Raw genomic sequence first — 24,656 nt, forward strand, 5'->3', positions numbered from 1 at the left:
CATGGGCAAGCTGTGGGGGCCAAAGGAACTGGCGGATTTCCTCAACGTTCCGCTTCAGACCGTCTATCAGTGGCGCACCAAGGGATACGGGCCGCCTGGTCGGCGGATGGGCAAGCATCTTCGCTATCTGCCCGCCGATGTCGTGCGCTGGGTCAAAGATCTACCTACGGGGGCGTGAGTCATGGGGCATATCCAAGACCGGTGGTACAACAAGGTCCCAGACCCGAAGAACCCCGGAAAGACGAAGATGGTGCCGACGGCCCTGCATGGCAAGGGGCTGCGGTACAAGGTCCGGTACATCGATCCCAACGGCGACGAGCGGTCGAAGTCCTTCCCGGACAAGCAGAAGAACAAGGCGGAAAGCTTCCTTGTCGAAGTCGAGTCGGACAAGCGTGAGGGCAAGTACGTCGACCCGAACGCCGGAAAGATCACCTTCAAGGCGCAAGCGGAGAACTGGCTCCTTGGCTACTCGCCCGACGCAGCCACTCGACAGACTGTCAGGAGCAGGCTTCGAAGTCAGCTGTACCCGTTCTTCGGCGAGATGCCGTTGTCGTCCATCACCCCGGCCGTGATCCGCAAGTGGCTCGGCAGCCTGGAAGAGCAGAACCTTGGCGGGACGTACAAGGCGGTTCTGTTCGAGATGGCGTGCTCGATCCTGAACTCTGCCGTGGACGACAAGCGGATTCAGGCCAATCCCTGCAAGGTGCGCAGCATCGTCAGGCCACAACGTCAGGTGCGCAAGGTCGTCGTGTGGTCGGACGAACGTTTCCAGGCTGTTCGCGGTGGTCTGCCCGAGCGATACCGGGTGGTGACATCGCTGGGAGCAGGGTGCGGGCTGCGACAGGGCGAGATCCTGGCCTTCTCGCCCGACGACATCGAGGAGAAGGCTCACCGGATCAACGTCGTCAGGCAGATCAGAGTGATTGATCGAACGTTGGTGTTCGCGCCGCCCAAGCGGAAAAAGGAACGCCAGGTCCCGCTGTCCTCGGCGGTCCGGAAGTCGATCAGGGACCACCTCAAGGCGTACCCTGCGGTTCCGGTGACGCTGCCGTGGGGCAAGCCATCGGGCGAGTTGGTGACCGTGAACCTGCTCCTCGTGCCAGAAAGCGGCGAGCTGTACACCGGTGACGAGTTCGGGAAGGTCATCTGGCAGCCGGCGTTCAAGCGGGCCGGCCTGACGTACATGAAGCGACAGGACGGCATGCACGCGATGCGGCACCTGTTCGCCTCGGCGCTGCTGTCTCAGGGAGTGTCGATCAAGGCGTTGGCTGACTACCTTGGTCACGCCGATCCGGGCTTCACGCTCCGGACGTACACACACCTGATGCCCTCGGCGCACGACAGTGCTCGTGCTGCGGTGGATGGCATGCTCGGCGAGTGAGGAAGGGGCACCCAGCTGACGTTGGGTGCCCCGTCCTCGTTGACGGCCTGTAGACGGCCTGGGATCCCCGGTCAGGGGATATGGATCCCAGAAATGGCCCTGGATATGACAAGCCGCTGGATCTCCGACGTGCCCTCGAAGATGGTGAAGATCTTGGCGTCGCGGTGCATGCGCTCCACCGGGTGCTCGCGCGTGTAGCCGGCGCCGCCGAGGATCTGGATCGCGCGCTCGGTGGACCAGACGGCGACCTCGCTGGCCTTGAGCTTGGACATGGAGCCCTCGCCGGCCTCGAACGGCACGTTGTTGCGGCCCATCCAGGCCGCCCGCCACACCAGCATGCGCGCGGCGTCGATCTCCATGCGCATGTTGGCCAGGTCGAAGGCGATCGACTGGTTCTCGATGATCTTGCGACCGAAGGCCTCGCGGTCCTTGGCGTACTCCAGCGAGTACTCGTAGGCGGCGCGGGCGACGCCGACGGCCATCGCGCCGACGGTGGGCCGGGTCGTCTCGAAGGTCGCCATGGCGGCCTGCCCGCCGGCCTTCTTGCCCTCGCGGGCCCGGGCGAGCCGGGCCTCCAGGCGCTCCTTGCCGCCGAGCACGCAGCGGCCGGGCACCCGCACCTCGTCGAAGAAGACGTCGGCGGTGTGCGACGCGCGCAGGCCGTGCTTCTTGATCTTGCGCGTGCTGGCGACTCCGGGGGTGCCGGGCGGCACGATGAAGCCGGCCTGGCCGCGGGCGCCCAACGCGGGGTCGACGACGGCGGTGACGACGTGCACGTTGGCGATGCCGCCGTTGGTGGCCCACGCCTTCTGGCCGTTGATCACCCACTCGTCGGTGGCCTCGTCGTAGCGGGCCCGCGTCCGGTAGCCGCTGACGTCCGACCCGGCCTGCGGCTCGGAGGCGCAGAACGCCGCCACCTTCGGGTCGTTCTCGTCCCCGAAGCACTCGGGCACCCACTCGGCCAGCTGCTCGGGCTCGCCGGAGGCGAAGATGCCGGCCACCGCGAGGCCGGTGCCCATGATCGCCAGCGCGATGCCGGCGTCACCCCAGAACAGCTCCTCGGTGGCGATGGGCAGGGACAGACCGATCGGGTCGGCGAACCAGGTCGCGAGCGACTCGAAGCCGTAGAGACCGATCTTCGCGGCCTCCTGGATGATCGGCCACGGGGTCTCCTCGCGCTCGTCCCACTCCGGCGCGGCCGGGCGGATGACGTCCTTGGCGAAGCCGTGCACCCAGTCACGCAGATCGCGCTGGTCCTCGTTGAGTTCGAGGGAGAAGCCGGCCATCGGGAGTTTTTCCTCTCACGCCTTGGGGATGTCGAACAGGCTCATGAAGCCGGCCGCGAAGCCGAGGTCGCCCTTGACCTTCAGCTTCCCGGTCATGAACAGCACGGGGGCCGACGCGTTGCCGGTGGCCAGCTTGAGGAACTCCAGCGGCGCCAGCGTCACGGTCGCCCGCGGCTCGTCCTGGCCGTCCTTGGTGATCGCGCACGTGCCGTCGTTGATGTGCACCTGGTAGCGGTCGAAGTCGTCACCGTTGATCAGGCGGAAGTGCACCACCGCCCGGGTCGAGCCGGCGCGCTCGGTGCGGAAGTGCACCTCCATCCGCCGGAACACCTCGTCCAGGATCGGCCCGCGCAGCGCGGGCTCGGCCATCACGGCCTCGATCTGCTCCTTGGACGCCCGGGAGATGATCCGCGCGAAGTCCTGCGGCGGCATCGCGCTGAGGTCGAACTCGGCGCCGCCCTGTGCCGCCTCGGTGAAGGAGGACAGCAGCGCCACGAACTCGTCCTTGCTGAGCTTCTTCGGGTCGATCGATGTCAACTGCTCGATGTCGGCCATTGCCCACCTCCACGTACCTACTCGCGAGTAAGACTACTGTGTAGTAGGTAGGTGGGCAAGCTAGCCTGCATCGGATGCGGACGAATGACGCGGCCGGCCGGGTCCGGGCCAAGCGGCTGCCACGCGAGGTGCGTGAGCGGCAGATCCTCGACGCCGCCGTCGAGGTCTTCTCCCAGCGCGGCTACCACGCCGCGTCGATGGACGAGATCTCCGAGGTCGCCGACATCTCCAAGCCCATGGTCTACGCCTACCTGGGCTCCAAGGAGGACCTGTTCGCCGCGTGCATCCGCCGCGAGGCCACCCGGCTCATGGAGGCCATCGCCGCCGGCGTCAGCGAGGCCGGCGACCGGCCGGACGTGCAGCTCTGGCACGGGCTGCGGGCATTCTTCGGCTTCGTCGGCGAGTACCGCGACAGCTGGCGGGTCCTGCACCGCCAGGCCAGCGCCCAGGGCGGCCCCTTCGCCCAGGAGCTGCTCGACATGCGCCGCCGCGCCATCAGCCTCGTCGCCGCCCTGCTGATGAACACCTCCGACAGCGAGGCCGCGTCCCTCCACGCCGACGCCATGGCCGCCGCCCTGGTCGGCGCCGGCGAATCCCTGGCCGACTGGTGGCTCGACCACCCCGAGGAGTCGGCCGGCACCGTCGCCGCCCGTCTGATGAACCTCGTCTGGATGGGCTTCGGCAACCTCGTCGACGGCCAGATGTGGCAGCCGCCCAGGTAACTACGAGGCCGGCACGAGGGCGGCGACGGTGCCGGCGAGGTGGGGGCGGCCGGTGCGCACGTCGTGGACGGCGAACTCCCAACCGTCGCCGGTGGTCGAGGCGCTGAAGCCGACCTTGGCCGGCAGCAGGATCGGCAGCTTGAACCGGACGTCGACGGTGTAGGCGGAGGGCAGCCGGCCGTCGAGGGCGGCGAGGCTGCGGGCCTTGGTCCACATGCCGTGGGCGATGGCCCGCCGGAAGCCGAACAGGCGGGCGGCCAGGGCGTTGAGGTGGATGGGGTTCCGGTCGCCGGACACGGAGCCGTACTGCCGGCCGATGTCGGCCGGGACCGACCACACGGCGGAAGGCGCCGGTGCCTCGACGGAAGGCGAGCCGCCGGAGCCGGAGCCCGAACGGCGCAGGTAGGTGCTGACGTCGGTCCACACAACCGAGGAATCGACCAGCAGCTCGCTGACGATGTCGAACTGGTGGCCCCGCTCGTGCGGCCGGAGGTCGACGGCCCGAACGCGGAGGTCGAACGGTTCCGAGGCGAGAACGGGCCGCACCACGGAAATCCGGTTGGCGACGTGCACCAGACCGGGCAGCGGGAAGGGAAAGCCGGGAGAGGTCATCAGCCGCATCTGCAACGGGAAGGCCAGCACATGCGGATAGGTGGCCGGCAGCTCGTCACGCAGCCCGAACCCGCAAACCCGGTTGTACGCGGCCAGATGCTCGACGTCGACGGCGACATCGGGCCGCGAAAGCACATCGGAGGGCAGCGAGGAGCCGCCGCGGCGGAAGGCGGTCAGCGCGGCACGCAGGTACATCACGCCCCCAGCAGGCTCTGCCCGCACACCCGGACCACATTGCCGTTCACCCCGGACGACGCCGGATTCGCGTACCAGGCAATGGTTTCCGCGACGTCGACGGGCAGGCCGCCCTGCGACATGCTGTTCATCAGCCGACCGGCCTGCCGGATGAAGAGCGGCACGGCGGCGGTCATCCTGGTCTCGATGAAGCCGGGGGCGACGGCGTTGATGGTGCTGCCGCGGCTGGCGAGCTCGGGCGCCAGCGACCGGACCATGCCGATCACGCCGGCCTTGCTGGTGGCGTAGTTGGTCTGCCCGACATTGCCGGCGATACCGGCGATGGACGACACGCCGACGATCCGACCGTTGCGCCGGAGCGCGCCGGCCTTCAACAGCCCGTCGTTGACGCGGAGCTGGCTGGCGAGGTTCACCGACAGCACGGCGTCCCACTGGTCCTCGGTCATCTTCGCCAGCGTCTTGTCCCGCGTGATGCCGGCGTTGTGCACGACGATGTCCACGCCCTCGTGCCGCAGCTGGAAGTACTCGACGAGCCGGGCGGGCGCGTCCGGCGAGGTGATGTCCATCTGCAGGGCGGAGCCACCGACGCGGTTGGCGACCTCGGACAGCTCACTGCCCTGCGCGGCGATGTCGAGGCACACGACATGCGCGCCGTCACGGGCGAGCACCTCGGCGATGGCGGCGCCGATGCCCCGCGAGGCGCCGGTCACCAGCGCGACCCGGTCGGCGAGCGGGTGCTCCCAGTCCAACGGCTCGACGACCTCGGCGGCCCCGACCCGGATGACCTGCCCGGACACGTAAGCCGATTTGGCGCTGAGCAGGAAGCGAAGGGTCGACTCGACGTTCGGCTCGGCGCCTTCGGAGACGTAGACGAGCTGGGCGGTGCTGCCGGACCGCAGTTCCTTGGCGACGGAGCGGACGAAACCCTCCAGCGCCCGCTGCGCGACGACAGCCGGCACGCTGGTCAGCTCCTCGGGCGGGGTGCCGAGCACCACGACCCGTCCGCACGGCCCGAGCTGTCGGATGACCGGGTTGAAGAAGGCGTGCAGTGCGCGTAGCTGCTCTGGGTTGTCGATTCCGGTGGCGTCGAACACCAGTCCCCCGTACGGCGCGTCCCCGCCGGTGGCGTGCGCCTTGAGCACGGCGTCGAGGCGGCCGGCGCCGCCGGTCAACACCGGACCCGCCAGCGCAGGCTGCCCCGGCCGGTGCCGCCGCAACCGAGCGGGCCGCGGCAGGCCGAGCCGGCTGGTGACGAACCGCCCGAAGCCGGACTGGGCGAACTGGAGGTACGGATCTGACATGCGAGACGCCTCCCTACTCGCTGGTAAGTCTACTCATAAGTAGGTTATTGTCGAGGCATGACCCCGACCGTTCAGCGCGTGGCCGTGCTCGGCGGCAACCGCATCCCGTTCGCCAGGTCCAACGGTCCGTACGCCACGGCGTCCAACCAGGACATGCTGACCGCCGCACTGGACGGGCTGGTCAGCCGGTTCGGGCTGCAGGGCGAGCGGGTCGGTGAGGTGGTCGCGGGTGCGGTGCTCAAGCACAGCCGTGATTTCAACCTAGCCAGGGAAGCCGTCCTCGGCAGCCGACTGTCGCCGCAAACACCCGCCTACGACATCCAGCAGGCCTGCGGCACCGGCCTGCAGGCGATCATCGCCGCCGCCAACAAGATCGCGCTCGGCCAGATCGACTCGGCCATCGCCGGCGGCGTCGACACCACCAGCGACGCCCCGATCGGCGTGAACGAGGGCCTGCGCCAGATCCTGCTGGAGTTCAACCGGGCCAAGACGGTCGGCGCCCGCCTGCGCGCGGCGACCAAGCTGCGCCCGACGCACGTGGTGCCGAACATCCCGCGCAACGCCGAGCCGCGTACCGGCATGTCGATGGGTGAGCACGCGGCGGTCACCGCCAGGGAATGGGGCATCGCCCGCGAGGACCAGGACGAGCTCGCGGCCGCGAGCCACCGAAACCTCGCCGCTGCCTATGAGCGCGGCTTCTTCGACGACCTGGTCACGCCATACCTCGGTCTGACCCGGGACCAGAACCTCCGCGCGGACACCAGCGTGGAGAAGCTGGCCAAGCTCAAGCCGGTGTTCGGCGACACGATGACGGCCGGCAACTCCACCCCGCTCACCGATGGCGCCTCGGTGGTCCTGCTCGCCGGCGAGGACTGGGCCAAGCGGCACCGGATCCCGGTGCTGGCCTACCTGACCTGGACCGAGACCGGCGCGGTCGACTACGTGCACGGCGACGACGGCCTGCTCACCGCGCCGGTCCACGCGGTGCCGAGGATGCTCGAGCGCGCCGGCCTCACGCTGGCCGACTTCGACTTCTACGAGATCCACGAGGCCTTTGCCTCGCAGGTGTTGGCCACGCTCGCGGCGTGGCACCGCAACGGCGTCGGCGACATCGACCGGGCCAAGCTCAACGTCAACGGCTCCTCGCTGGCGGCCGGGCACCCGTTCGCCGCGACGGGCGGTCGAATCGTTGCCACGCTGGCGAAACTGTTGAACGAACGCGGATCCGGTCGCGGTCTGGTCTCGATCTGCGCGGCGGGCGGCCAAGGCGTCGCCGCGATCCTGGAGAAGCCCTAACTTCTTGCCCCGTGACCGAGGGCGACGAGGACGAGGGGAACGACAGCGGCGAGGTCGACCTGGGGCGGCTGCTCGCCCTGTCCGATGGTGTGTTCGCCATCGCGATGACGCTGCTGGTACTGGACATCAGGATCCCGGACGACGTGCACGGGGACGACTTCCTGCGCGCCATGGCCGATCTGAAGCCGGCGATCGCCGGCTATCTGATCAGCTACCTGGTGATCGGCGTGCTGTGGCTGACGCACCACCGGCTGTTCCGCCGGCTGCGGGTGCGCCACTCGCGGATCATGACGCTGAACGTGGTGCTGCTCGGACTCGTCGCGCTGCTGCCGTTCCCGTCGTCCCTGCTGGCCAAGCACGGCGACGAGCCGCTGTCCTATGCGCTCTACGCCGCCAACGTGTGCGCGGTGTTCGCGATGCAGGTGCTGATCATCGCGGTGTCCCAGCGCAACGGCGACATCGTGCCGATGCGCGGCCGCTTCCCCCGGCTCGGCTGGTACTTCCAGCCGATGGCCGCCGGCCTGGTCTTCGCGGTGTGGGCGATCGTCGCCGTGTCCGGATACCCCGGCCAGGCCAACTACGCCTGGTGGCTGCTGGTGCCGCTGATCCTCGGGATCCGCAGGCTAAATCAACCTAAGCCAGTATTGGCTCAATCCTAGACAGCGCTAGAGAAGCCCAGACGGAAGCGCAGCCGGCACACCACGGCGGTCGTGTGCCGGCCGACGCAGCGAGCGACCACCGCCCCACGTCGGTTGCGCAGCACCCGTTCCCACCGCGCGGCCGGCTCGATCTCCCCGATCAGCACCACCACGTGCTCGTCGCTCAGCGACTTCACGTAGCGGGCGATCGGCGGCCCGAGCACCCGGTGCTTCGAGTCCAGCAGCACCAGCGGCACCTCGGGGCGCCACTCCTGCCAGTCGGCCTGGAACCGCCGGGCCCGGTCCTGCTCGTCGTCGAACGACACGTGCACGGCCACCACCCGGTCGCCCATCGACAGCGCGGTCGACAGGCACTCCGCGGTCAGCTTGGTGATCGCGACGACCGGCACCACCACGACCGAGGACGTCCGCCGCGGTCGCCTGGGCATCGTGCCGACGCCGATGTCCCGCCCGATCCGGTCATAGGCCCGCCTGACGAGGCTGAACAGCACCACGAACACCGGGATCACCAGCACGATCAGCCACGCGCCCGCCAGGAACTTGGACGCGGTGACGTCGATCAGCGCGGCGACCGTCAACACGGCGCCGAACCCGTTCAGCGCGGCCCGCGGCAGCCAACCCCGACCACGCTCGGCCCGCCAGTGCCGGACCATGCCGACCTGCGCCAGCGCGAAGCCGACGAAGACGCCGATCGCGAACAGCGGCACCAGCACGTCGACGCGGCCCTCGGTGCCCACGAGCAGGGCGCCGGACAGCACGGCCAGCACCAGCACGCCGTGCCGGTGCACGAGCCGGTCGGCCCGCAGCCCGAACACGTGCGGCAGGTAGTCGTCGCGCGCCAGCTTCGCGGCCAGCACCGGCAGCCCGCCGAACGAGGTGTTCGCGGCCAACGCCAGCAGCAGCACGGTCGACAGCTGGATCACCACGTACAACCAGCCGTCGCCGACCGAGCCCTCGGTGACCAGCGACAGGATCGTGCGGCCCGCCACCGGACGCACGTCGAACCGCTGGATCAGCACGGCAAGCCCGATCAGCAACACGCCGAGCACCAGGCCCAGCCCGGCCTCCGCGCGCCGGGCCCGCAGCCGGCGCGGCGTCCGGAACGACGGCGTGGCGTTGGCGATGGCCTCCACACCGGTCAGCGCCGAGCACCCGTTGCCGAACGCGGCCAGCACCAGCAGCACGCCGACCCCGCCGACCGTGGTCGGCTGCGACGCTGGCGCGGTGATCTCCGGCCGGAACAACCCGACCACGATCACCACCAGCACCGAGGCGACGAACACGGCCGCCGGCAGCGCGAACGCCTTGGCGCCGACCACGATGCCGCGCAGGTTCACGCCCGTGACGATCAGCAGCACCAGCACGCACAGCTCGGTCGTCCACGGCAGCAGCACCGGGAACGCCGATGTCAGCGCGGCCACGCCGGCCGCCACCGAGACGGCCACGTTGAGCACGTAGTCGACAACGAGCGACGCACCCGCGACCAGGCCGGCGCGCCGGCCCAGATATCTGGTGGCCACCGTGTAGGCGCCGCCACCGTCCGGGAACGCCTGGATCACCTGGCGGTAGCAGGCAATCAGCACGCCGAGCAGCACCACGATCCCCAGCGTCACCGGCAGCGTCCAGCCGAGACCGGCCGAGCCGGCCGCGGCCAGCACCAGCACGATCGCCTCCGGCCCGTAGGCCACCGACGCGATCGCGTCCAGTCCGAGCCCGGCCATCCCGGTCACCGCGGTCAGCCGATGCCGCTGATCCCCGTGGGCCACGCGGGCCGGTCGGGTCGCAGTTGTCGTCACGCCCGCACTGTGCGACCGGTTTCGGTTGCCGTACAGCGGTTTTGACGCGTTCCTAACGTGTGAGCTTGGCCCGCTGGCCCGATGCGAACTGGGGCAGCAGCTCCCTGATCACCTCCTCCTCGCCGGTCATCGACACACAGGCCAGGTAGCGATCCGCCGCCAGCCAGCAGATCCCCAGCTTGCCGCCGGCCTCCCGGTCCAGCAGGAAGCCGCGGTACGGATCCATCTCGTCGATCAGCAGGGTGGACGGCGCGAGCGCGCTCAGGATGGCGATCGGCCCCTCCTCGTTGCCCAACTCCACCAGCATCACGTGCGCGCTCGCGGTCGGCGACGCGAAGCTGCGGAAGTGGCCGCCGAGCAGGCCGTGGCTGCGGAAGGTCAGGGCCTGGCTGCTGTGGCTGCTCCAGTCCGCCGCCGGCATGGACACCAGCTTGTAGTGGCTGTCCACCGCGGATTCCCGGCTCATCCGGAAGCCCTCGGGCACCTCACTGATCACCAGGTCGGCCCGCTCCCGGTCGCGCTCGCCCGGCTCGTCGCCCAGCAGTGTGGCGAACGCGAGCGGATCCGCCCCGCCGGTCTCGATGGCGGTCATCATCGAGCGCAGCGCGGCCAGCTCCTGGCGCAGCGCGTGCCGGCCGGCCTCGGTGATCGAGATCCAGGTCCGCGGCTTGCGGTCCTCGATCACCTTGTCCGTGCCCACCAGCCGCGCGTCCTCCAGCACGCGCAGGTGCCGACTCAGCCCGCTGTCCGGCTGGCCGAGCAGGTCGCGCAGCACCGTGAAGGCCACCCGGGGCTCGCTGCTGAGCACGGTCAGAATGCCCAGCCGAACCCGCTGGTGGACCACGTCGTCGAGGCGTTGCGCGGGGTGGGGATCCATCCTGTCCTCTCGGCTTGTCGCTTCGTCCGCACTTATCAAAGCGCAAGTACTGCACGGCTCGCAACCGATAGTGAAGTCTTCCGGTGTATTGAGTCTGCGCTAGACGCGCCGATACGGTCCGATGATGGATCCGGTGCGCAACCCGTTCGCCCCCGGGGCCGGGCAACGACCGCCCGAGCTGGCCGGCCGGGACCGCGAACTCGCCGCCTTCGACGTCGTGCTGGAACGGGTCGCGCGCGGCCGGCCGGAACGCAGCCTCGTGCTCACCGGGCTGCGCGGGGTCGGCAAGACCGTGCTGCTCGGCGAGCTGCGCTCGATGGCCGTCAAGCGCGGCTGGGGCGCCGGCAAGATCGAGGCCCGGCCGGACGCCGAGCTGCGCCGGCCGCTGTCCGCCGCGCTGCACCGGGCGATCCGCGACCTGGCCGTGCGCCACCGCGACCCCGAGCGGGTGGAGACGGTGCTCGGCGTGCTCAAGGCGTTCGCGCTGCGGGCCAACCCGGACGGCACCAAGCTGCGGGAACGCTGGCAGCCGGGCATCGACGTGCCGGCCGCGCAGGGCCGCGCCGACTCCGGCGACATCGAGATCGACCTGGTCGAGCTGTTCACCGACGTCGCCGAGCTGGCCCAGGACGTCGGCACGGGGGTGGCGCTGCTCATCGACGAGATGCAGGACGTGCAGCCCGACGACATCTCCGCGCTGTGCGCCGCCTGCCACGAGCTGTCCCAGTCCGGCGCACCGCTGGTGGTGGTCGGCGCGGGCCTGCCGCACCTGCCCGCGCTGCTGTCGGCCAGCAAGTCCTACTCCGAGCGGCTGTTCCGGTACGTGCTGATCGGGCAGCTCGACCGCGAGGACGCCGACCACGCGGTGCTCGCGCCGGTGGCCAGGGAGGGCGCGGAGATCAGTCCGCTCGCGCTGGACGCGCTGTTCGACGCCTCCAGCGGCTACCCGTACTTCGTGCAGGCGTACGCGAAGGCGGCGTGGGACGCGGCGCCGGCGGATCCCATCACCCCGGAGGATGTGGCGATGGCCGCGCCGGAGGCGGAGGCGGAGCTGGCGGTCGGCTTCTTCGGGTCGCGGTACGAGCGCGCGACTCCCGCCGAGCGCGAGTACCTGCGCGCGATGGCCGATCTGACCGCGGGCCGTGACGAGGCCGTCGGCACCACGGATGTGGCCGTCTACCTGGGAAAGAAGCCCTCCTCGCTGTCGCCGGCCCGGGACAACCTGATCAAGAAGGGGCTCGTCTACTCGGCGGAGCGCGGGCGGATCGCGTTCACCGTGCCGCACTTCGGCCGGTTCCTGCTCGGGCGGGAGGAGTAGCTCATTCGGCGTACACGGGCGTGTCACCGGATGAACTTGGGGTGACATCGGCGTAGACGCCGATGATTCGTCGGCATGTGCCGCACCTCACCGGACAAAGTGGTGGTTTGCGGGTCGCGCGGGTGCATACTGGTACTACCGCACCAGAAGCCAGACCTTGAGAGGGATGCAAACCCGATGAACATCGCCGCGAAGATCCGCGCCCGCCGTGCCGAGGCTCGTACTCGCAGGGCCGTGAGCAAGGCGATCGACGCTGCTGCCACGCCGGCCATGCGCCACGAGCTGATGCTGCTCGCCCAGGCGCACATGCAGGGCCTGCGCTGACCTGACACTTCTCGACCGGCCACCGCAGCCGCGCCCGCTTCGACCCGGGCGTGCCCTTCCAGCTGCGAGCCATTGCCGGTCGGCGCGGGATGCAGGGCCCGCGCCGACCGGCGCCACCCCCGATGCGTCTCCTCCGCACCGGGCGACAACGGTTCACCCGAAAGTGACTCACGTCACACCGCCGGTCCGCTGTAACGCGTTCCGTGACGGCAGCGATGAGCCGAATGACCCCGCAGTGCTGTCGGACCCCCGACCTGGCAGCACTGCGGGGTTTCCCATACTCAGCGAGTGACTGTCGAGACCCGCGCGTTCCGCCGACTGGCGGCCCGCGCCGCCACCGAGGTGTTCGCCCCCGCGGTGGTGGTCGTGGAGATCTCGTTCCTCGTCGGCCTGCACGCCGGCAACACCATGGCACCGGTCTGCTCTGGGGTTTGCTGACCGCGCTGTTCTCCAGCGTCATTCCATTCGGCGCGATCCTGCTCGGCGTCCGCCGCGGCCGGCTGACCGATCACCACGTGGGCGTGCGCGAGCAACGCCGCATCCCGTTGCTGATCGCGCTGGCGTCCGTGCCCGTGGGTCTAGCCGTTCTCGCACTGGCCGGCGCGCCGCGGGAAATGCTCGCGCTCGTCACGTCGATCTTCGCCTCGCTCGTGGTCACGCTCGCCATCACGCACTGGTGGAAAGTTTCCGCGCATGCGGCGGTCGCCAGTGGCGCCGCGGTCATCTCGACGCTGACGCTCGGCGCCGGGTGGCTGGCCACCTTCGTCGCGGTCGCGATCGTCTGCTGGTCTCGAGTGGAGCTGCGCGACAACACCGTGAAGCAAGTTCTTGTCGGCGCCGTTCTGGGGGTCGTTGTCGGCGGATCGGTGTTCACCGCACTCCGATGAGCCACTGTGACGCCGGTCATAGTGATCGCGATCAGGGGTGGTTTCGGGGGGACCCAGGGGGTGCGTGCAACGCCCTGACCTGCGCGGATGGATCTTGGCTCCGGACGCCAGGGGGCCGATTTGGAAGCGGCTTGGATCGGCTGCTAATGTTCTCCACGTACCGCAGGGCAGGACGGAAACGGACGCCAGCGGGTCACCGACAAAGCCACTGAGAAAGTCTGGTAGAGTCAGTGACGCCCGGGACGAACCCCAGGAAATCGGCAAGAACAAGCCGATTTGACAGGGAGAATCCGGACCGGATAAGCTTCAAACACAGCAAAACGGAAACACCAAAGCCCCCGATCGAGGCTTGAAAGAGTCGAGTGACGGTGTGCGTGTGTTCTTTGAGAACTCAACAGCGTACTGTAATAGCCAGTAACAATGAATAAACCCTTAGTGGGTTCCTTTGAGATGGTTATAACTGGTTTGATTGCCAGTTTGTACTAGTCTCGATCAAACACAATCCTTATTGGAGAGTTTGATCCTGGCTCAGGACGAACGCTGGCGGCGTGCTTAACACATGCAAGTCGAGCGGTAAGGCCCTTCGGGGTACACGAGCGGCGAACGGGTGAGTAACACGTGGGCAACCTGCCCTGCACTCTGGGATAAGCCCGGGAAACTGGGTCTAATACCGGATATGACCACTACAGGCATCTGTGGTGGTGGAAAGTTCCGGCGGTGCAGGATGGGCCCGCGGCCTATCAGCTTGTTGGTGGGGTAGTGGCCTACCAAGGCGACGACGGGTAGCCGGCCTGAGAGGGCGACCGGCCACACTGGGACTGAGACACGGCCCAGACTCCTACGGGAGGCAGCAGTGGGGAATATTGCGCAATGGGCGAAAGCCTGACGCAGCGACGCCGCGTGAGGGATGACGGCCTTCGGGTTGTAAACCTCTTTCAGCAGGGACGAAGCGCAAGTGACGGTACCTGCAGAAGAAGCACCGGCTAACTACGTGCCAGCAGCCGCGGTAATACGTAGGGTGCGAGCGTTGTCCGGAATTATTGGGCGTAAAGAGCTCGTAGGCGGTTTGTCGCGTCGACTGTGAAAACCTACAGCTTAACTGTGGGCTTGCAGTCGATACGGGCAGACTTGAGTTCGGTAGGGGAGACTGGAATTCCTGGTGTAGCGGTGAAATGCGCAGATATCAGGAGGAACACCGGTGGCGAAGGCGGGTCTCTGGGCCGATACTGACGCTGAGGAGCGAAAGCGTGGGGAGCGAACAGGATTAGATACCCTGGTAGTCCACGCCGTAAACGGTGGGAACTAGGTGTGGGGGGCTTCCACGTCCTCCGTGCCGTAGCTAACGCATTAAGTTCCCCGCCTGGGGAGTACGGCCGCAAGGCTAAAACTCAAAGGAATTGACGGGGGCCCGCACAAGCGGCGGAGCATGTGGATTAATTCGATGCAACGCGAAGAACCTTACCTGGGCTTGACATGCACTGGAAACCAGTAGAGATATTGGCCCCCTTGTGGCCGGTGTACAGGTGGTGCATGGCTGTCGTCAGCTCGTGTCGTGAGATGTTGGGTTAAGTCCCGCAACGAGCGCAACCCTCGTTCCATGTTGCCAGCGCGTAATGGCGGGGACTCATGGGAGACTGCCGGGGTCAACTCGGAGGAAGGTGGGGATGACGTCAAGTCATCATGCCCCTTATGTCCAGGGCTTCACACATGCTACAATGGCCGGTACAAAGGGCTGCTAAGCCGTGAGGTGGAGCGAATCCCAGAAAGCCGGTCTCAGTTCGGATCGGGGTCTGCAACTCGACCCCGTGAAGTCGGAGTCGCTAGTAATCGCAGATCAGCAACGCTGCGGTGAATACGTTCCCGGGCCTTGTACACACCGCCCGTCACGTCACGAAAGTCGGTAACACCCGAAGCCCGTGGCCCAACCCGTAAGGGAGGGAGCGGTCGAAGGTGGGACTGGCGATTGGGACGAAGTCGTAACAAGGTAGCCGTACCGGAAGGTGCGGCTGGATCACCTCCTTTCTAAGGAGCACCCAACACGAGGCCTGTGGCCGAGTGGAGGATCACTTACTGGAGCGACCGTCTTCAGAGTGATTGCTCATAGATGTGGATGCTGGCTAGATGCAACAGAGCTGGTTGGCCGGCTCGTTAGTACTGCTCTTTGGAGCGTGGAACGCGATGCTGTGCGGGCTGGTTGGGGTTGTCAGTACGCTGTTGGGTCCTGAGGGAACACGCGAAAGCGGTGTTGCTTCGAACCACAGGGTTCGGCCCGAGTTCAAACCGGCCACACGGAGTGTGTGGAGCTAGGTGGCTCGTGAATGGGTTGGACTTCCTGGTTGTTCTTTGAGAACTACACAGTGGATGCGAGCATCTTTGTGGCAAGTTATGAAGAGCACACGGTGGATGTCTTGGCACCAGGAGCCGATGAAGGACGTAGGAGGCTGCGAAAAGCCTCGGGGAGCTGCCAACCGAGCTGTGATCCGAGGGTGTCCGAATGGGGAAACCCGGCCTCAGTCATGTGGGGTCACCCGCGCCTGAATATATAGGGTGTGTGGAGGGAACGTGGGGAAGTGAAACATCTCAGTACCCACAGGAAGAGAAAACAACCGTGATTCCGTGAGTAGTGGCGAGCGAAAGCGGATGAGGCTAAACCATGGACGTGTGATACCTGGCAGGGGTTGCGTTTGTGGGGTCGTGGGATATTGCTTGTCTGGGCTGCTGACCAGGCGGGAAGTCAGAAAACAGTGTGTTAGTGGAATCAGTTTGGGAAACTGGACCGTAGAGGGTGATAGTCCCGTACGCGAAAACATGCTGTCTTCCTTGCAATGCTCCCAAGTAGCAGCGAGCTCGTGGAATTTGCTGTGAATCTGGCGGGACCACCCGCTAAGCCTAAATACTCCCTGGTGACCGATAGCGGACTAGTACCGTGAGGGAAAGATGAAAAGTACCCCGGGAGGGGAGTGAAAGAGTACCTGAAACCGTGTGCTTACAATCCGTCAGAGCCTCCTTTGCAGGGGTGATGGCGTGCCTTTTGAAGAATGAGCCTGCGAGTTAGTGGTACGTGGCGAGGTTAACCTGTGTGGGGTAGCCGTAGCGAAAGCGAGTCCGAATAGGGCGTTTTAGTCGCGTGCTCTAGACCCGAAGCGGGGTGATCTAGCCATGGCCAGGGTGAAGCGCGGGTAAGACCGTGTGGAGGCCCGAACCCACCAGGGTTGAAAACCTGGGGGATGAGCTGTGGTTAGGGGTGAAAGGCCAATCAAACTCCGTGATAGCTGGTTCTCCCCGAAATGCATTTAGGTGCAGCGTCGCGTGTTTCGTGGTGGGGGTAGAGCACTGGATGGCCTAGGGGGCCTACAAGCTTACTGAAGTCAACCAAACTCCGAATACCATTACGTGAGAGCGCGGCAGTGAGACTGCGGGCGATAAGGTTCGTAGTCGAGAGGGAAACAGCCCAGAACACCAGCTAAGGCCCCAAAGTGTGTGCTAAGTGGGAAAGGATGTGGGGTCGCCCAGACAACCAGGAGGTTGGCTTAGAAGCAGCCACCCTTTAAAGAGTGCGTAATAGCTCACTGGTCAAGTGGTCCTGCGCCGACAATGTAGCGGGGCTTAAGCACACCGCCGAAGCTGTGTCATTCGCACATGTGATCCGCGTCAGCTTGCTGGCGTGCAGTCGTGTGGATGGGTAGGGGAGCGTCGTGTGGGGGATGAAGCGGCAGGGGAACCTAGCCGTGGACTCTACGCGAGTGAGAATGCAGGCATGAGTAGCGAATGACGAGTGAGAAACTCGTCCGCCGGATGACCAAGGGTTCCTGGGCCAGGCTAATCCGCCCAGGGTAAGTCGGGACCTAAGGCGAGGCCGACAGGCGTAGTCGATGGACAACGGGTTGATATTCCCGTACCCGTGTAAACGCGTCCATGGTGAGGCTAGTGATGCTAACCGCCCGCGAGCCGCTGAGTCTTCGGATGAGGTGGGGAGTGCGCGGGATCCGATCTAGTAGTAGTCAAGCGATGGGGTGACGCAGGAAGGTAGCTCCGCCAGTGAGTGGTAGTACTGGTGTAAGCGTGTAGGCTGTCAGGGTAGGCAAATCCGTCCTGATGTGTGGCTGAGACGTGATGCGTAGCCGATTGAGGCGAAGTAGAGTGATCCTATGCTGTCGAGAAAAGCCTCTAGCGAGTGTTTATGCGGCCCGTACCCCAAACCGACACAGGTGGTCAGGTAGAGAATACCGAGGCGTTCGGGTGAACTGTGGTTAAGGAACTCGGCAAAATGCCCCCGTAACTTCGGGAGAAGGGGGGCCGAGGGACTTGAAGCCCCTTGCGGGCTAGGGTTTTTCGGCCGCAGAGAGCAGCGAGAAGCGACTGTTTACTAAAAACACAGGTCCATGCGAAGTCGTAAGACGATGTATATGGACTGACGCCTGCCCGGTGCTGGAACGTTAAGGGGACCGGTTAGTCTTTCGGGGCGAAGCTGAGAACTTAAGCGCCAGTAAACGGCGGTGGTAACTATAACCATCCTAAGGTAGCGAAATTCCTTGTCGGGTAAGTTCCGACCTGCACGAATGGCGTAACGACTTCTCGACTGTCTCAACCACAGGCCCGGTGAAATTGCATTACGAGTAAAGATGCTCGTTACGCGCGGCAGGACGGAAAGACCCCGGGACCTTTACTATAGCTTGGTATTGGTGCTCGGTTCGGCTTGTGTAGGATAGGTGGGAGACTGTGAAGCTGGCACGCCAGTGCTGGTGGAGTCGTCGTTGAAATACCACTCTGGTCGTTCTGGGTGTCTAACCTCGGACCGTGATCCGGTTCAGGGACAGTGCCTGGTGGGTAGTTTAACTGGGGCGGTTGCCTCCCAAAGGGTAACGGAGGCGCTCAAAGGTTCCCTCAGCCTGGTTGGCAATCAGGTGTTGAGTGCAAGTGCACAAGGGGGCTTGACTGTGAGACTGACGGGTCGAGCAGGGACGAAAGTCGGAACTAGTGATCCGGCCATGGCTTGTGGAAGCGTGGTCGCTCAACGGATAAAAGGTACCCCGGGGATAACAGGCTGATCTTGCCCAAGAGTCCATATCGACGGCATGGTTTGGCACCTCGATGTCGGCTCGTCGCATCCTGGGGCTGGAGTAGGTCCCAAGGGTTGGGCTGTTCGCCCATTAAAGCGGTACGCGAGCTGGGTTTAGAACGTCGTGAGACAGTTCGGTCCCTATCCGCCGTGCGCGTTGGAGATTTGAGGAAGGCTGTCCCTAGTACGAGAGGACCGGGATGGACGGACCTCTGGTGTGCCAGTTGTCCCGCCAGGGGCATGGCTGGTTGGCTACGTTCGGGAGAGATAACCGCTGAAAGCATCTAAGCGGGAAGCTTGTTCCAAGATGAGATCTCCTACCTCCTTGAGAGGGTAAGGCCTCCTATAGACGATGGGGTTGATAGGCCAGAGATGGAAGCTCGGTAACGGGTGGAGTTGACTGGTACTAATAGGCCGAGGGCTTGTTTACAAAGACGCTTCGCATCCACTGTGTGGTTCTGAAGGAACCAACCAGCGAGGGCTGGGACCTGTGATGGGTTCTGGGTCTTGGCTGTGGGATTCTTTCATAGTGTTTCGGTGGTGTTGGCGGAGGGGAAACGCCCGGTCCCATTCCGAACCCGGAAGCTAAGCCCTCCTGCGCCGATGGTACTGCACTCGTGAGGGTGTGGGAGAGTAGGACGCCGCCGAACATAATTTGCCCGGTGCGGGTCGAGTTGAGCGATACAACGCTCCTCGACCCGCACCGGGCCTTTTTACGTTGTACGTTCATGGGCGTGCCGAAGCCGCTGCTCGTCATCGACGCCGCCAACGTCGTCGGATCCGTGCCCGACGGCTGGTGGCGCGACCGCGCCGGCGCCACAACCCGCCTCCGTGACTCCCTCACCGACCTCTCCACCACCGGCCTCCCCCAGACCGGCTCCCCCATCGACGTGATCCTCGTCGTCGAAGGCAAGGCCCGCACCGTCACCAGCTCCGACACCGTCCAGGTGCACGTCGCTCCTCACTCCGGCGACGACGCCATCGTCGACCTGGTAGCCGACCAATCCACTTCCGGCCGCCCCATCTACGTCGTCACAGCCGACCGCGGCCTCCAACGCCGCGTCGCCCCCTACGGCGTCGAGATCCTCGGCCCCCACACCGTGCGCTGACCTCGCCGTTCACATGCTGGACCGTGGAACAGTGGGCTCCCCTGCTGGTGTTGACTCAACACGTGACCACAACGAAGCGTCGTGCGCGGGTGCGTGCCCCTGAACTGGTGGGGCGGGGCTGGCTGAACACCGGGGGCAAGGCGATCACGCTCGCGGAGCTGCGCGGTCGGATCACGCTGCTGGACTTCTGGACCTTCTGCTGCATCAACTGCCTGCACGTGCTGGACGAGCTGCGGCCGCTGGAGGCGGAGTTCCCGGACGTGCTGGTCACGATCGGGGTGCACTCGCCGAAGTTCGTGCACGAGGCCGACCCGGACGCGTTGGCGGCGGCGGTGGAGCGGTACGAGGTGCACCACCCGGTGCTGGACGACCCGAACCTGACGACGTGGCAGAACTACGCGGTGAAGGCATGGCCGACGCTGGTCCTGGTCGACCCGGAGGGCTACGTGGTGCACGTGGCGGCCGGCGAGGGACACGTGGAGGCGTTGCGGCGCATCATCGCGGAGCTGATCGACGAGCACGAGGCGAAGGGCACGCTCCGCCGAGGTGACGGCCCGTACGTGCCGCCACAGCAGCAGGCGACGGAACTCCGCTTCCCGGCGAAGATCGCGGTCACGCCGCAGGACACGCTCCTGGTCACCGACTCCGCGCACCACAGCGTCGTCGAGTTGGCGGCCGACGGGGAGACGGTGCTGCGTCGCATCGGCACGGGCGAGCGCGGCCGCGCGGACGGCGGCCCGAACGAGGCGACGTTCTCCGAGCCGGCCGGCATTACCTTGCTGCCCAAGGAAATCGCCGCCGAGGTGGGCTACGACGTGGTGGTCGCGGATACCGTGAACCACCTGCTGCGTGGCATCGACCTGACCACCGGCAACGTCACCACGATCGCCGGCACCGGCGAGCAGTGGCGGATGGGTGACACCGACGGACCGGCCGACAAGATCGACCTGACGAGCCCGTGGGACGTGGCGTGGTGGGCGCCGGCCAACGGTGTTGTCGTTGCCATGTCAGGAAATCACACGCTGAGCCGGTTCGACCCGATCGCCAGGACGGTCAGCCGCTTCGCCGGCACGACGGTGGAGGGCCTGAAGGACGGCCCCGCGTCGGAGGCGTTCTTCGCGCAGACCTCCGGCCTCGCCGCGGACGGCGACAAGTTGTGGCTGGCGGACTCGGAAACCTCGGCGCTGCGCTGGATCGACAGCGACTTCGAGGTGCACACGGCTGTCGGCCAAGGATTGTTCGACTTCGGTCACCGCGACGGCGCCGCGGACCAGGCGCTGCTGCAACATCCGCTCGGCGTCGCGGTGCTGCCGGACGGCAGCGTGGCCGTCGCGGACACGTACAACTCCGCGATTCGGCGCTACGAACCGGAAACCGGCGAGGTGTCGACGCTCGCCACCGACGTCGCCGAACCGTCCGGGGCGGCCATTGTGGACGGTGAGCTGGTGGTCGTCGCCTCCGCGGCGCACCGGCTGGAGCGTCCCGTGCCGCCGGGGGTTTCCGCCAAGCTGGTCGCCGGCGACGCGCACCAGGTGCGCCGGCCGCCGTCGGACATCGGTGTCGGCGAGATCGAACTGGCCGTCGTGTTCACGCCGCCGCCCGGCCAGAAGCTGGACGACCGCTACGGCCCGTCCACCCGCCTGGAGATCACGTCCTCGCCGCCGGAGCTGATCGCCCACGGTGCCGGCGAATCCACCGACCTGACCAGGAAGTTGACCATCGCCGACGGCTTCACCGAGGGCGTGCTGCACGTCGTCGCGCAGGCCGCCAGCTGCGATGACGGCCCCGGCGTCGAGCACCCGGTGTGCCGCCTGACCCGGCAGGACTGGGGCGTGCCGGTGCGCGTCTCCGCACAGGGCCCGGCCAGGCTGGCCCTGGTCATGGGCGGGGTCGACGAGCAGGCGAAGTAGAATCCGTACGTGGCAGAGTCGAAGCTCCAGATCCAGATGCTGCACGACCGGGTGCTGGTGAAGATCTCGCCGGAGGATGGTGAGCGTCGCAGCAGCGGTGGCATCGTCATCCCGGCCACCGCGCAGGTCGCGAAGCGATTGGCCTGGGGCGACGTGCTGGGCGTCGGCGGGCACGTGCGCAACGTGAAGGTCGGCGACCGGGTGCTGTTCAACCCGGAGGACCAGCTCGAGGTCGAGGTGCAGGCGCAGACCTACACGGTGATGCGGGAGCGCGACATCCACGCCGTCGCCACCGAGGAGACCGAGCAGGGCACCGGGCTGTACCTCTAGAGCCCCTGCTCCTTGGCCCGCCGGCGCTGCTCCTCGGCACGCTCGCGGCAGCGCCGCAGGAACTCCGCGTCGTCGTCGGGGTTGCCGGCGACGTGCCGGCCGGGCCGGTCGTACTCCGGGAACTGCGACGTGCCCCGAGTCGGGTAGCCGCGCGTCTGGAACCGTGGCTTGCCGACGGCCAGCCACAGGATCGAGCCGACCAGCGGCAGCAGCAGGACGACCAACAGCCACAGCATCTTCGGCAGGTGCCGGCACACCGAGTCGTCGGTGACGATCACGTCCACCAGGCAGAAGATCCACAGACAGAAGATCGCAACGCCGACGGCTCCGTCGAAGTAGAGCACCGCTATCACTCCCCCGCTCGAACTGGTCGACGCAGATCCTGGCACGGACCCCCGACAATCCGCGCACAAGTCACGAAAAAACCGGCGGCGGCCCCTGCGTGAAGCAGGAACCGCCGCCGGTGACCGGGGTGAGCGAGACTCAGAAGGCGGCCTCGTCCAGGTCCATCAGCGCGTTGTCGGTGGTCTCGGCGATCTTGCGGCGGGCCGACAGCTCGGGCAGCACGTTCTTGGCGAAGAACGACGCCACCGCGACCTTGCCCTCGTAGAAGGCCTTGTCCTTGGCCGACGGGGTGCCGGCCAGCGCGGCCAGCGCCACCTCGGCCTGGCGCAGCAGCAGCCAGCCGACGAGCACATCGCCCGCGGACAGCAGCAGCCGCACGGTGTTCTGGCCGACCTTGTAGACGTTGCGCACGTCCTCCTGGGAGGAGGTGAGGAAGCCGATCATCGTGCCGAGCAGGCCCTGCAGGTCCTGCAGCGCCTGGCCGAGCGCGGCCCGCTCCTCCTTGAGCCGGCCGTTGCCGCCCTCGTTGTCCAGGAACTTCTGGATCTCGTTGTTGATGAAGCCCAGCGCCTGGCCCTTGTCCCGGATGATCTTGCGGAAGAAGAAGTCCAGGGACTGGATGGCGGTCGTGCCCTCGTACAGGCTGTCGATCTTGGAGTCGCGGATGTACTGCTCGATCGGGTAGTCCTGCAGGAAGCCGGAGCCGCCCAGGGTCTGCAGCGACTGCGCCAGCTGCTCGTAGGCCCGCTCGGAGCCGACGCCCTTGACGATCGGCAGCAGCAGGTCGTTGATCTTCTCCGCGAGCTTGACGTCGCCCTGGCCGGCCAGGATCTGGTCCTGGAACGTCGCGGTGTACAGGTACACCGCCCGCAGGCCCTCCGCGTACGCCTTCTGCAGCATCAGGCTGCGGCGCACGTCCGGGTGGTGGGTGATGGTCACCCGCGGCGCGGTCTTGTCGGTCATCTGGGTCAGGTCGGCGCTCTGCACCCGCTCCTTGGCGTACGCCAGGGCGTTGAGGTAGCCGGTGGACAGCGTGGCGATCGCCTTGGTGCCGACCATCATCCGGGCGTACTCGATGACCTGGAACATCTGCGCGATGCCGTCGTGCACCTCGCCGAGCAGCCAGCCCTTGGCCGGCACGCCGTGCTGGCCGAAGGTGACCTCACACGTGGTGGAGACCTTGAGGCCCATCTTGTGCTCGACGTTGGTGACGAAGGCGCCGTTGCGCTCGCCCAGCTCGCCGGTGTTGGTGTCGAAGTGGAACTTCGGCACCAGGAACAGGCTCAGGCCCTTGGTGCCGGCCTTGGCCTCGATGCCGGGGCCCTCGGGGCGGGCCAGCACCAGGTGCATGATGTTCTCGGTCATGTCCTGGTCGCCGGACGTGATGAAGCGCTTGACGCCGTCCAGGTGCCAGCTGCCGTCCTCCTGCAGCACGGCCTTGGTGCGGCCGGCGCCGACGTCGGAGCCGGCGTCCGGCTCGGTCAGCACCATGGTGGCGCCCCAGCCGCGCTCGATCATCAGCTCGGCCCAGTGCTTCTGCTCCTCCGTGCCGTTGCGGTGCACGACGGCGCCGAAGTTCGGGCCGGCCATGTACATGTACAGCGCCGGGTTGGCGCCGAGGATGAGCTCGGACGCGGCCCACTGCACCGACGGCGGGATGCCGAAGCCGCCGAGGTCGTTGGGCAGGGACAGGCGGTACCACTCGCCTTCCCACAGCGCCCGGTAGGACTTCTTGAACGACTCGGGCAGCGTGGCCGAGTGCGTCTTGGGGTCGAAGACCGGAGGGTTGCGGTCGGCGTCGGCGAAGGACTCCGCCAGCGGCCCGGTCGCCAGGTTGTTCAGCTCGCTGAGCACGCCACGAGCCGTGTCCTCGTCGGCCTGCTCGAACGGCCCGGTGCCGAGGCTCTCCTGGACGTTGAACACCTCGAAGAGGTTGAACTCCAGGTCACGCACGTTGCTCTTGTAGTGGCCCATGGCTTCCTTGCTCCCCTACTAGCCGGTAACAACAGGATATTACCTGCCAGTAACACCGGCAAGGCCCTTCGCCCGGTTGTGGCGACACATCAGAGCGCGGCCCTGCTCAGCGTGACCATGCGAATACCCAGACCGACCAGGACGAGCCCGCTCACCCGGTCCATCCAGCGGCGCACCACCGGCCGGCTGAGCAGCCGCCGGGCGAGGCCGATCGCCAGCACCACGAGGGTGTAGTAGCTCGCGCTGAGCGCCATCTGCACGGCCGCGAGCACGAACGTGTCCAGCAGCGGGTTGCCGTCCGGCGGCAGGAACTGCGGCAGCAGGGCGAGATAGAGCACAGCCGCCTTGGGGTTGGTCACATTGGTCATGAAGCCGGCCCGCAGCGACGCCAGCGGGCTGCGCTTGGCCGCCTGCTCGGCCGCCGCCAGCTGGGCCGGCTCGCGCCGGGAGCGCAGCAGTGACTGGATGCCCAGCCAGCACAGGTAGACCGCGCCGGCGACCTTCAGCACGACGAACGCGATCTCGGAGGTGCGGACGAGCGCCGTCAGCCCGAACGCGGACGCGGTGGCCCAGACCACCAGCCCCATCGTGTTGCCGGCGACCGTGGCCAGCCCGGCCGCGCGCCCGGACCGCAGCGACTGCGTCAGCATCACGGCGAGCGAGGGCCCGGGAGCAATGATGATCAGCAGGCAGGTGACGACGAACGCCAGGGAGATCACG

At 66.7% G+C, this 24,656-nt stretch carries 21 protein-coding genes and 3 rRNA genes; 15 read left to right on the plus strand and 9 right to left on the minus strand.

Annotated features, from left to right (window positions below; genetic code table 11):
- The first annotated feature begins 1 nt into the window (after position 1).
- On the plus strand, positions 2–178 hold the full coding sequence (locus BJ998_RS19840) for a helix-turn-helix domain-containing protein (RefSeq protein ID WP_184863753.1): 177 nt from the start codon (positions 2–4) through the stop codon (positions 176–178).
- A 69-nt stretch (positions 179–247) separates the two neighbouring features.
- Positions 248–1,381, plus strand: a complete 1,134-nt coding sequence (locus tag BJ998_RS19845; RefSeq protein WP_246488624.1) for a tyrosine-type recombinase/integrase — start codon at positions 248–250, stop codon at positions 1,379–1,381.
- A gap of 71 nt (positions 1,382–1,452) precedes the next feature.
- Here BJ998_RS19845 and BJ998_RS19850 read toward each other — a convergent pair whose 3' ends face one another.
- Positions 1,453–2,667 (minus strand): acyl-CoA dehydrogenase family protein, encoded by a 1,215-nt coding sequence (locus BJ998_RS19850; protein ID WP_184863757.1) that lies wholly within the window; start codon positions 2,665–2,667, stop codon positions 1,453–1,455.
- Between the two features lie 15 nt (positions 2,668–2,682).
- The gene (locus BJ998_RS19855; RefSeq protein ID WP_184863759.1) at positions 2,683–3,222 is read right to left on the minus strand and encodes an SCP2 sterol-binding domain-containing protein; all 540 of its coding nucleotides are present in this window, start codon (positions 3,220–3,222) and stop codon (positions 2,683–2,685) included.
- Between the two features lie 74 nt (positions 3,223–3,296).
- Between BJ998_RS19855 and BJ998_RS19860 the strand changes: the two genes are divergently transcribed.
- Positions 3,297–3,944, plus strand: coding sequence for a TetR/AcrR family transcriptional regulator (locus BJ998_RS19860; RefSeq protein ID WP_184863761.1), 648 nt, complete (start codon positions 3,297–3,299; stop codon positions 3,942–3,944).
- Here BJ998_RS19860 and BJ998_RS19865 read toward each other — a convergent pair whose 3' ends face one another.
- Together BJ998_RS19865 and BJ998_RS19870 are read right to left on the minus strand one after the other, a co-directional pair.
- On the minus strand, positions 3,945–4,751 hold the full coding sequence (locus BJ998_RS19865) for a MaoC family dehydratase (protein ID WP_184868797.1): 807 nt from the start codon (positions 4,749–4,751) through the stop codon (positions 3,945–3,947).
- Positions 4,751–6,052, minus strand: a complete 1,302-nt coding sequence (locus BJ998_RS19870; protein WP_184863763.1) for a 3-oxoacyl-ACP reductase — start codon at positions 6,050–6,052, stop codon at positions 4,751–4,753. The genes BJ998_RS19865 and BJ998_RS19870 overlap by 1 nt, the downstream gene beginning before the upstream one ends.
- Positions 6,053–6,109: 57 nt before the next feature.
- Here BJ998_RS19870 and BJ998_RS19875 point away from each other — a divergent pair, with 57 nt between their 5' ends.
- Both BJ998_RS19875 and BJ998_RS19880 read left to right on the plus strand, forming a co-directional pair.
- Positions 6,110–7,348, plus strand: coding sequence for an acetyl-CoA C-acetyltransferase (locus BJ998_RS19875; protein ID WP_184863765.1), 1,239 nt, complete (start codon positions 6,110–6,112; stop codon positions 7,346–7,348).
- A gap of 11 nt (positions 7,349–7,359) precedes the next feature.
- On the plus strand, positions 7,360–8,007 hold the full coding sequence (locus BJ998_RS19880; RefSeq protein WP_184863767.1) for a TMEM175 family protein: 648 nt from the start codon (positions 7,360–7,362) through the stop codon (positions 8,005–8,007).
- Here BJ998_RS19880 and BJ998_RS19885 read toward each other — a convergent pair.
- The gene (locus tag BJ998_RS19885) at positions 8,004–9,803 is read right to left on the minus strand and encodes an APC family permease (protein ID WP_312890225.1); all 1,800 of its coding nucleotides are present in this window, start codon (positions 9,801–9,803) and stop codon (positions 8,004–8,006) included. The two genes, BJ998_RS19880 and BJ998_RS19885, sit on opposite strands and share 4 nt — an antisense overlap.
- Before the next feature lie 52 nt (positions 9,804–9,855).
- A complete protein-coding gene (locus BJ998_RS19890) occupies positions 9,856–10,680 on the minus strand; it encodes a transcriptional regulator (protein ID WP_184863769.1) in 825 nt (274 codons plus the stop codon).
- Positions 10,681–10,804: 124 nt separating this feature from the next.
- Between BJ998_RS19890 and BJ998_RS19895 the strand changes: the two genes are divergently transcribed.
- The 10 genes from BJ998_RS19895 (at position 10,805) to BJ998_RS19935 (ending at position 21,617) form a co-directional block, all read left to right on the plus strand.
- Entirely contained in the window at positions 10,805–11,998 is a 1,194-nt protein-coding gene (locus tag BJ998_RS19895) for an ATP-binding protein (protein ID WP_184863771.1), read from the plus strand.
- A gap of 177 nt (positions 11,999–12,175) precedes the next feature.
- On the plus strand, positions 12,176–12,322 hold the full coding sequence (locus BJ998_RS19900; protein ID WP_184863773.1) for a hypothetical protein: 147 nt from the start codon (positions 12,176–12,178) through the stop codon (positions 12,320–12,322).
- Between the two features lie 288 nt (positions 12,323–12,610).
- Entirely contained in the window at positions 12,611–12,760 is a 150-nt protein-coding gene (locus tag BJ998_RS47585; RefSeq protein WP_246488625.1) for a hypothetical protein, read from the plus strand.
- Entirely contained in the window at positions 12,754–13,209 is a 456-nt protein-coding gene (locus tag BJ998_RS19905; protein ID WP_246488626.1) for a hypothetical protein, read from the plus strand. The genes BJ998_RS47585 and BJ998_RS19905 overlap by 7 nt, the downstream gene beginning before the upstream one ends.
- Positions 13,210–13,714: 505 nt before the next feature.
- Positions 13,715–15,231, plus strand: a 16S ribosomal RNA gene (locus BJ998_RS19910).
- A gap of 354 nt (positions 15,232–15,585) precedes the next feature.
- Positions 15,586–18,698 (plus strand): 23S ribosomal RNA (locus BJ998_RS19915).
- Between the two features lie 103 nt (positions 18,699–18,801).
- A 5S ribosomal RNA gene (gene rrf, locus BJ998_RS19920) occupies positions 18,802–18,918 on the plus strand.
- The 16S, 23S and 5S rRNA genes sit together here, the layout of an rRNA operon.
- A 78-nt stretch (positions 18,919–18,996) precedes the next feature.
- Positions 18,997–19,377 carry a hypothetical protein gene (locus BJ998_RS19925; RefSeq protein ID WP_184863775.1) on the plus strand — a complete coding sequence of 127 codons (381 nt, stop codon included), beginning with the start codon at positions 18,997–18,999 and terminating at the stop codon, positions 19,375–19,377.
- Positions 19,378–19,466: 89 nt separating this feature from the next.
- The gene (locus BJ998_RS19930; RefSeq protein WP_312890557.1) at positions 19,467–21,287 is read left to right on the plus strand and encodes an NHL domain-containing thioredoxin family protein; all 1,821 of its coding nucleotides are present in this window, start codon (positions 19,467–19,469) and stop codon (positions 21,285–21,287) included.
- A 36-nt stretch (positions 21,288–21,323) separates the two neighbouring features.
- Positions 21,324–21,617, plus strand: coding sequence for a GroES family chaperonin (locus tag BJ998_RS19935; RefSeq protein ID WP_184868800.1), 294 nt, complete (start codon positions 21,324–21,326; stop codon positions 21,615–21,617).
- Here the strand turns inward: BJ998_RS19935 and BJ998_RS19940 are convergent.
- The 3 genes from BJ998_RS19940 to BJ998_RS19950 all read right to left on the minus strand — a co-directional run bounded on the left by BJ998_RS19940 (position 21,614) and on the right by BJ998_RS19950 (position 24,655).
- Positions 21,614–21,961 (minus strand): PLDc N-terminal domain-containing protein, encoded by a 348-nt coding sequence (locus tag BJ998_RS19940; RefSeq protein ID WP_184863777.1) that lies wholly within the window; start codon positions 21,959–21,961, stop codon positions 21,614–21,616. The genes BJ998_RS19935 and BJ998_RS19940 overlap by 4 nt on opposite strands.
- Before the next feature lie 139 nt (positions 21,962–22,100).
- The gene (locus BJ998_RS19945) at positions 22,101–23,936 is read right to left on the minus strand and encodes an acyl-CoA dehydrogenase (RefSeq protein WP_184863779.1); all 1,836 of its coding nucleotides are present in this window, start codon (positions 23,934–23,936) and stop codon (positions 22,101–22,103) included.
- An 89-nt stretch (positions 23,937–24,025) separates the two neighbouring features.
- A complete protein-coding gene (locus BJ998_RS19950) occupies positions 24,026–24,655 on the minus strand; it encodes a LysE family translocator (RefSeq protein ID WP_184863781.1) in 630 nt (209 codons plus the stop codon).
- Between the last annotated feature and the right edge of the window lies 1 nt (position 24,656).

Origin of the sequence: Kutzneria kofuensis, from assembly GCF_014203355.1 — a bacterium.
GTDB lineage: Bacteria > Actinomycetota > Actinomycetes > Mycobacteriales > Pseudonocardiaceae > Kutzneria > Kutzneria kofuensis.

Coding starts and splice junctions, on each gene's coding strand:
- BJ998_RS19935 (WP_184868800.1), top strand. CDS start 21,324: ATGCTGCACGACCGGGTGCTGGTGAAGATCTCGCCGGAGGATGGTGAG.
- BJ998_RS19870 (WP_184863763.1), bottom strand. CDS start 6,052: ATGTCAGATCCGTACCTCCAGTTCGCCCAGTCCGGCTTCGGGCGGTTC.
- BJ998_RS19900 (WP_184863773.1), top strand. CDS start 12,176: ATGAACATCGCCGCGAAGATCCGCGCCCGCCGTGCCGAGGCTCGTACT.
- BJ998_RS19890 (WP_184863769.1), bottom strand. CDS start 10,680: ATGGATCCCCACCCCGCGCAACGCCTCGACGACGTGGTCCACCAGCGG.
- BJ998_RS19945 (WP_184863779.1), bottom strand. CDS start 23,936: ATGGGCCACTACAAGAGCAACGTGCGTGACCTGGAGTTCAACCTCTTC.
- BJ998_RS19855 (WP_184863759.1), bottom strand. CDS start 3,222: ATGGCCGACATCGAGCAGTTGACATCGATCGACCCGAAGAAGCTCAGC.
- BJ998_RS19840 (WP_184863753.1), top strand. CDS start 2: ATGGGCAAGCTGTGGGGGCCAAAGGAACTGGCGGATTTCCTCAACGTT.
- BJ998_RS19850 (WP_184863757.1), bottom strand. CDS start 2,667: ATGGCCGGCTTCTCCCTCGAACTCAACGAGGACCAGCGCGATCTGCGT.
- BJ998_RS19860 (WP_184863761.1), top strand. CDS start 3,297: ATGCGGACGAATGACGCGGCCGGCCGGGTCCGGGCCAAGCGGCTGCCA.
- BJ998_RS19875 (WP_184863765.1), top strand. CDS start 6,110: ATGACCCCGACCGTTCAGCGCGTGGCCGTGCTCGGCGGCAACCGCATC.
- BJ998_RS19925 (WP_184863775.1), top strand. CDS start 18,997: ATGGGCGTGCCGAAGCCGCTGCTCGTCATCGACGCCGCCAACGTCGTC.
- BJ998_RS19845 (WP_246488624.1), top strand. CDS start 248: ATGGTGCCGACGGCCCTGCATGGCAAGGGGCTGCGGTACAAGGTCCGG.
- BJ998_RS19865 (WP_184868797.1), bottom strand. CDS start 4,751: ATGTACCTGCGTGCCGCGCTGACCGCCTTCCGCCGCGGCGGCTCCTCG.
- BJ998_RS19895 (WP_184863771.1), top strand. CDS start 10,805: ATGGATCCGGTGCGCAACCCGTTCGCCCCCGGGGCCGGGCAACGACCG.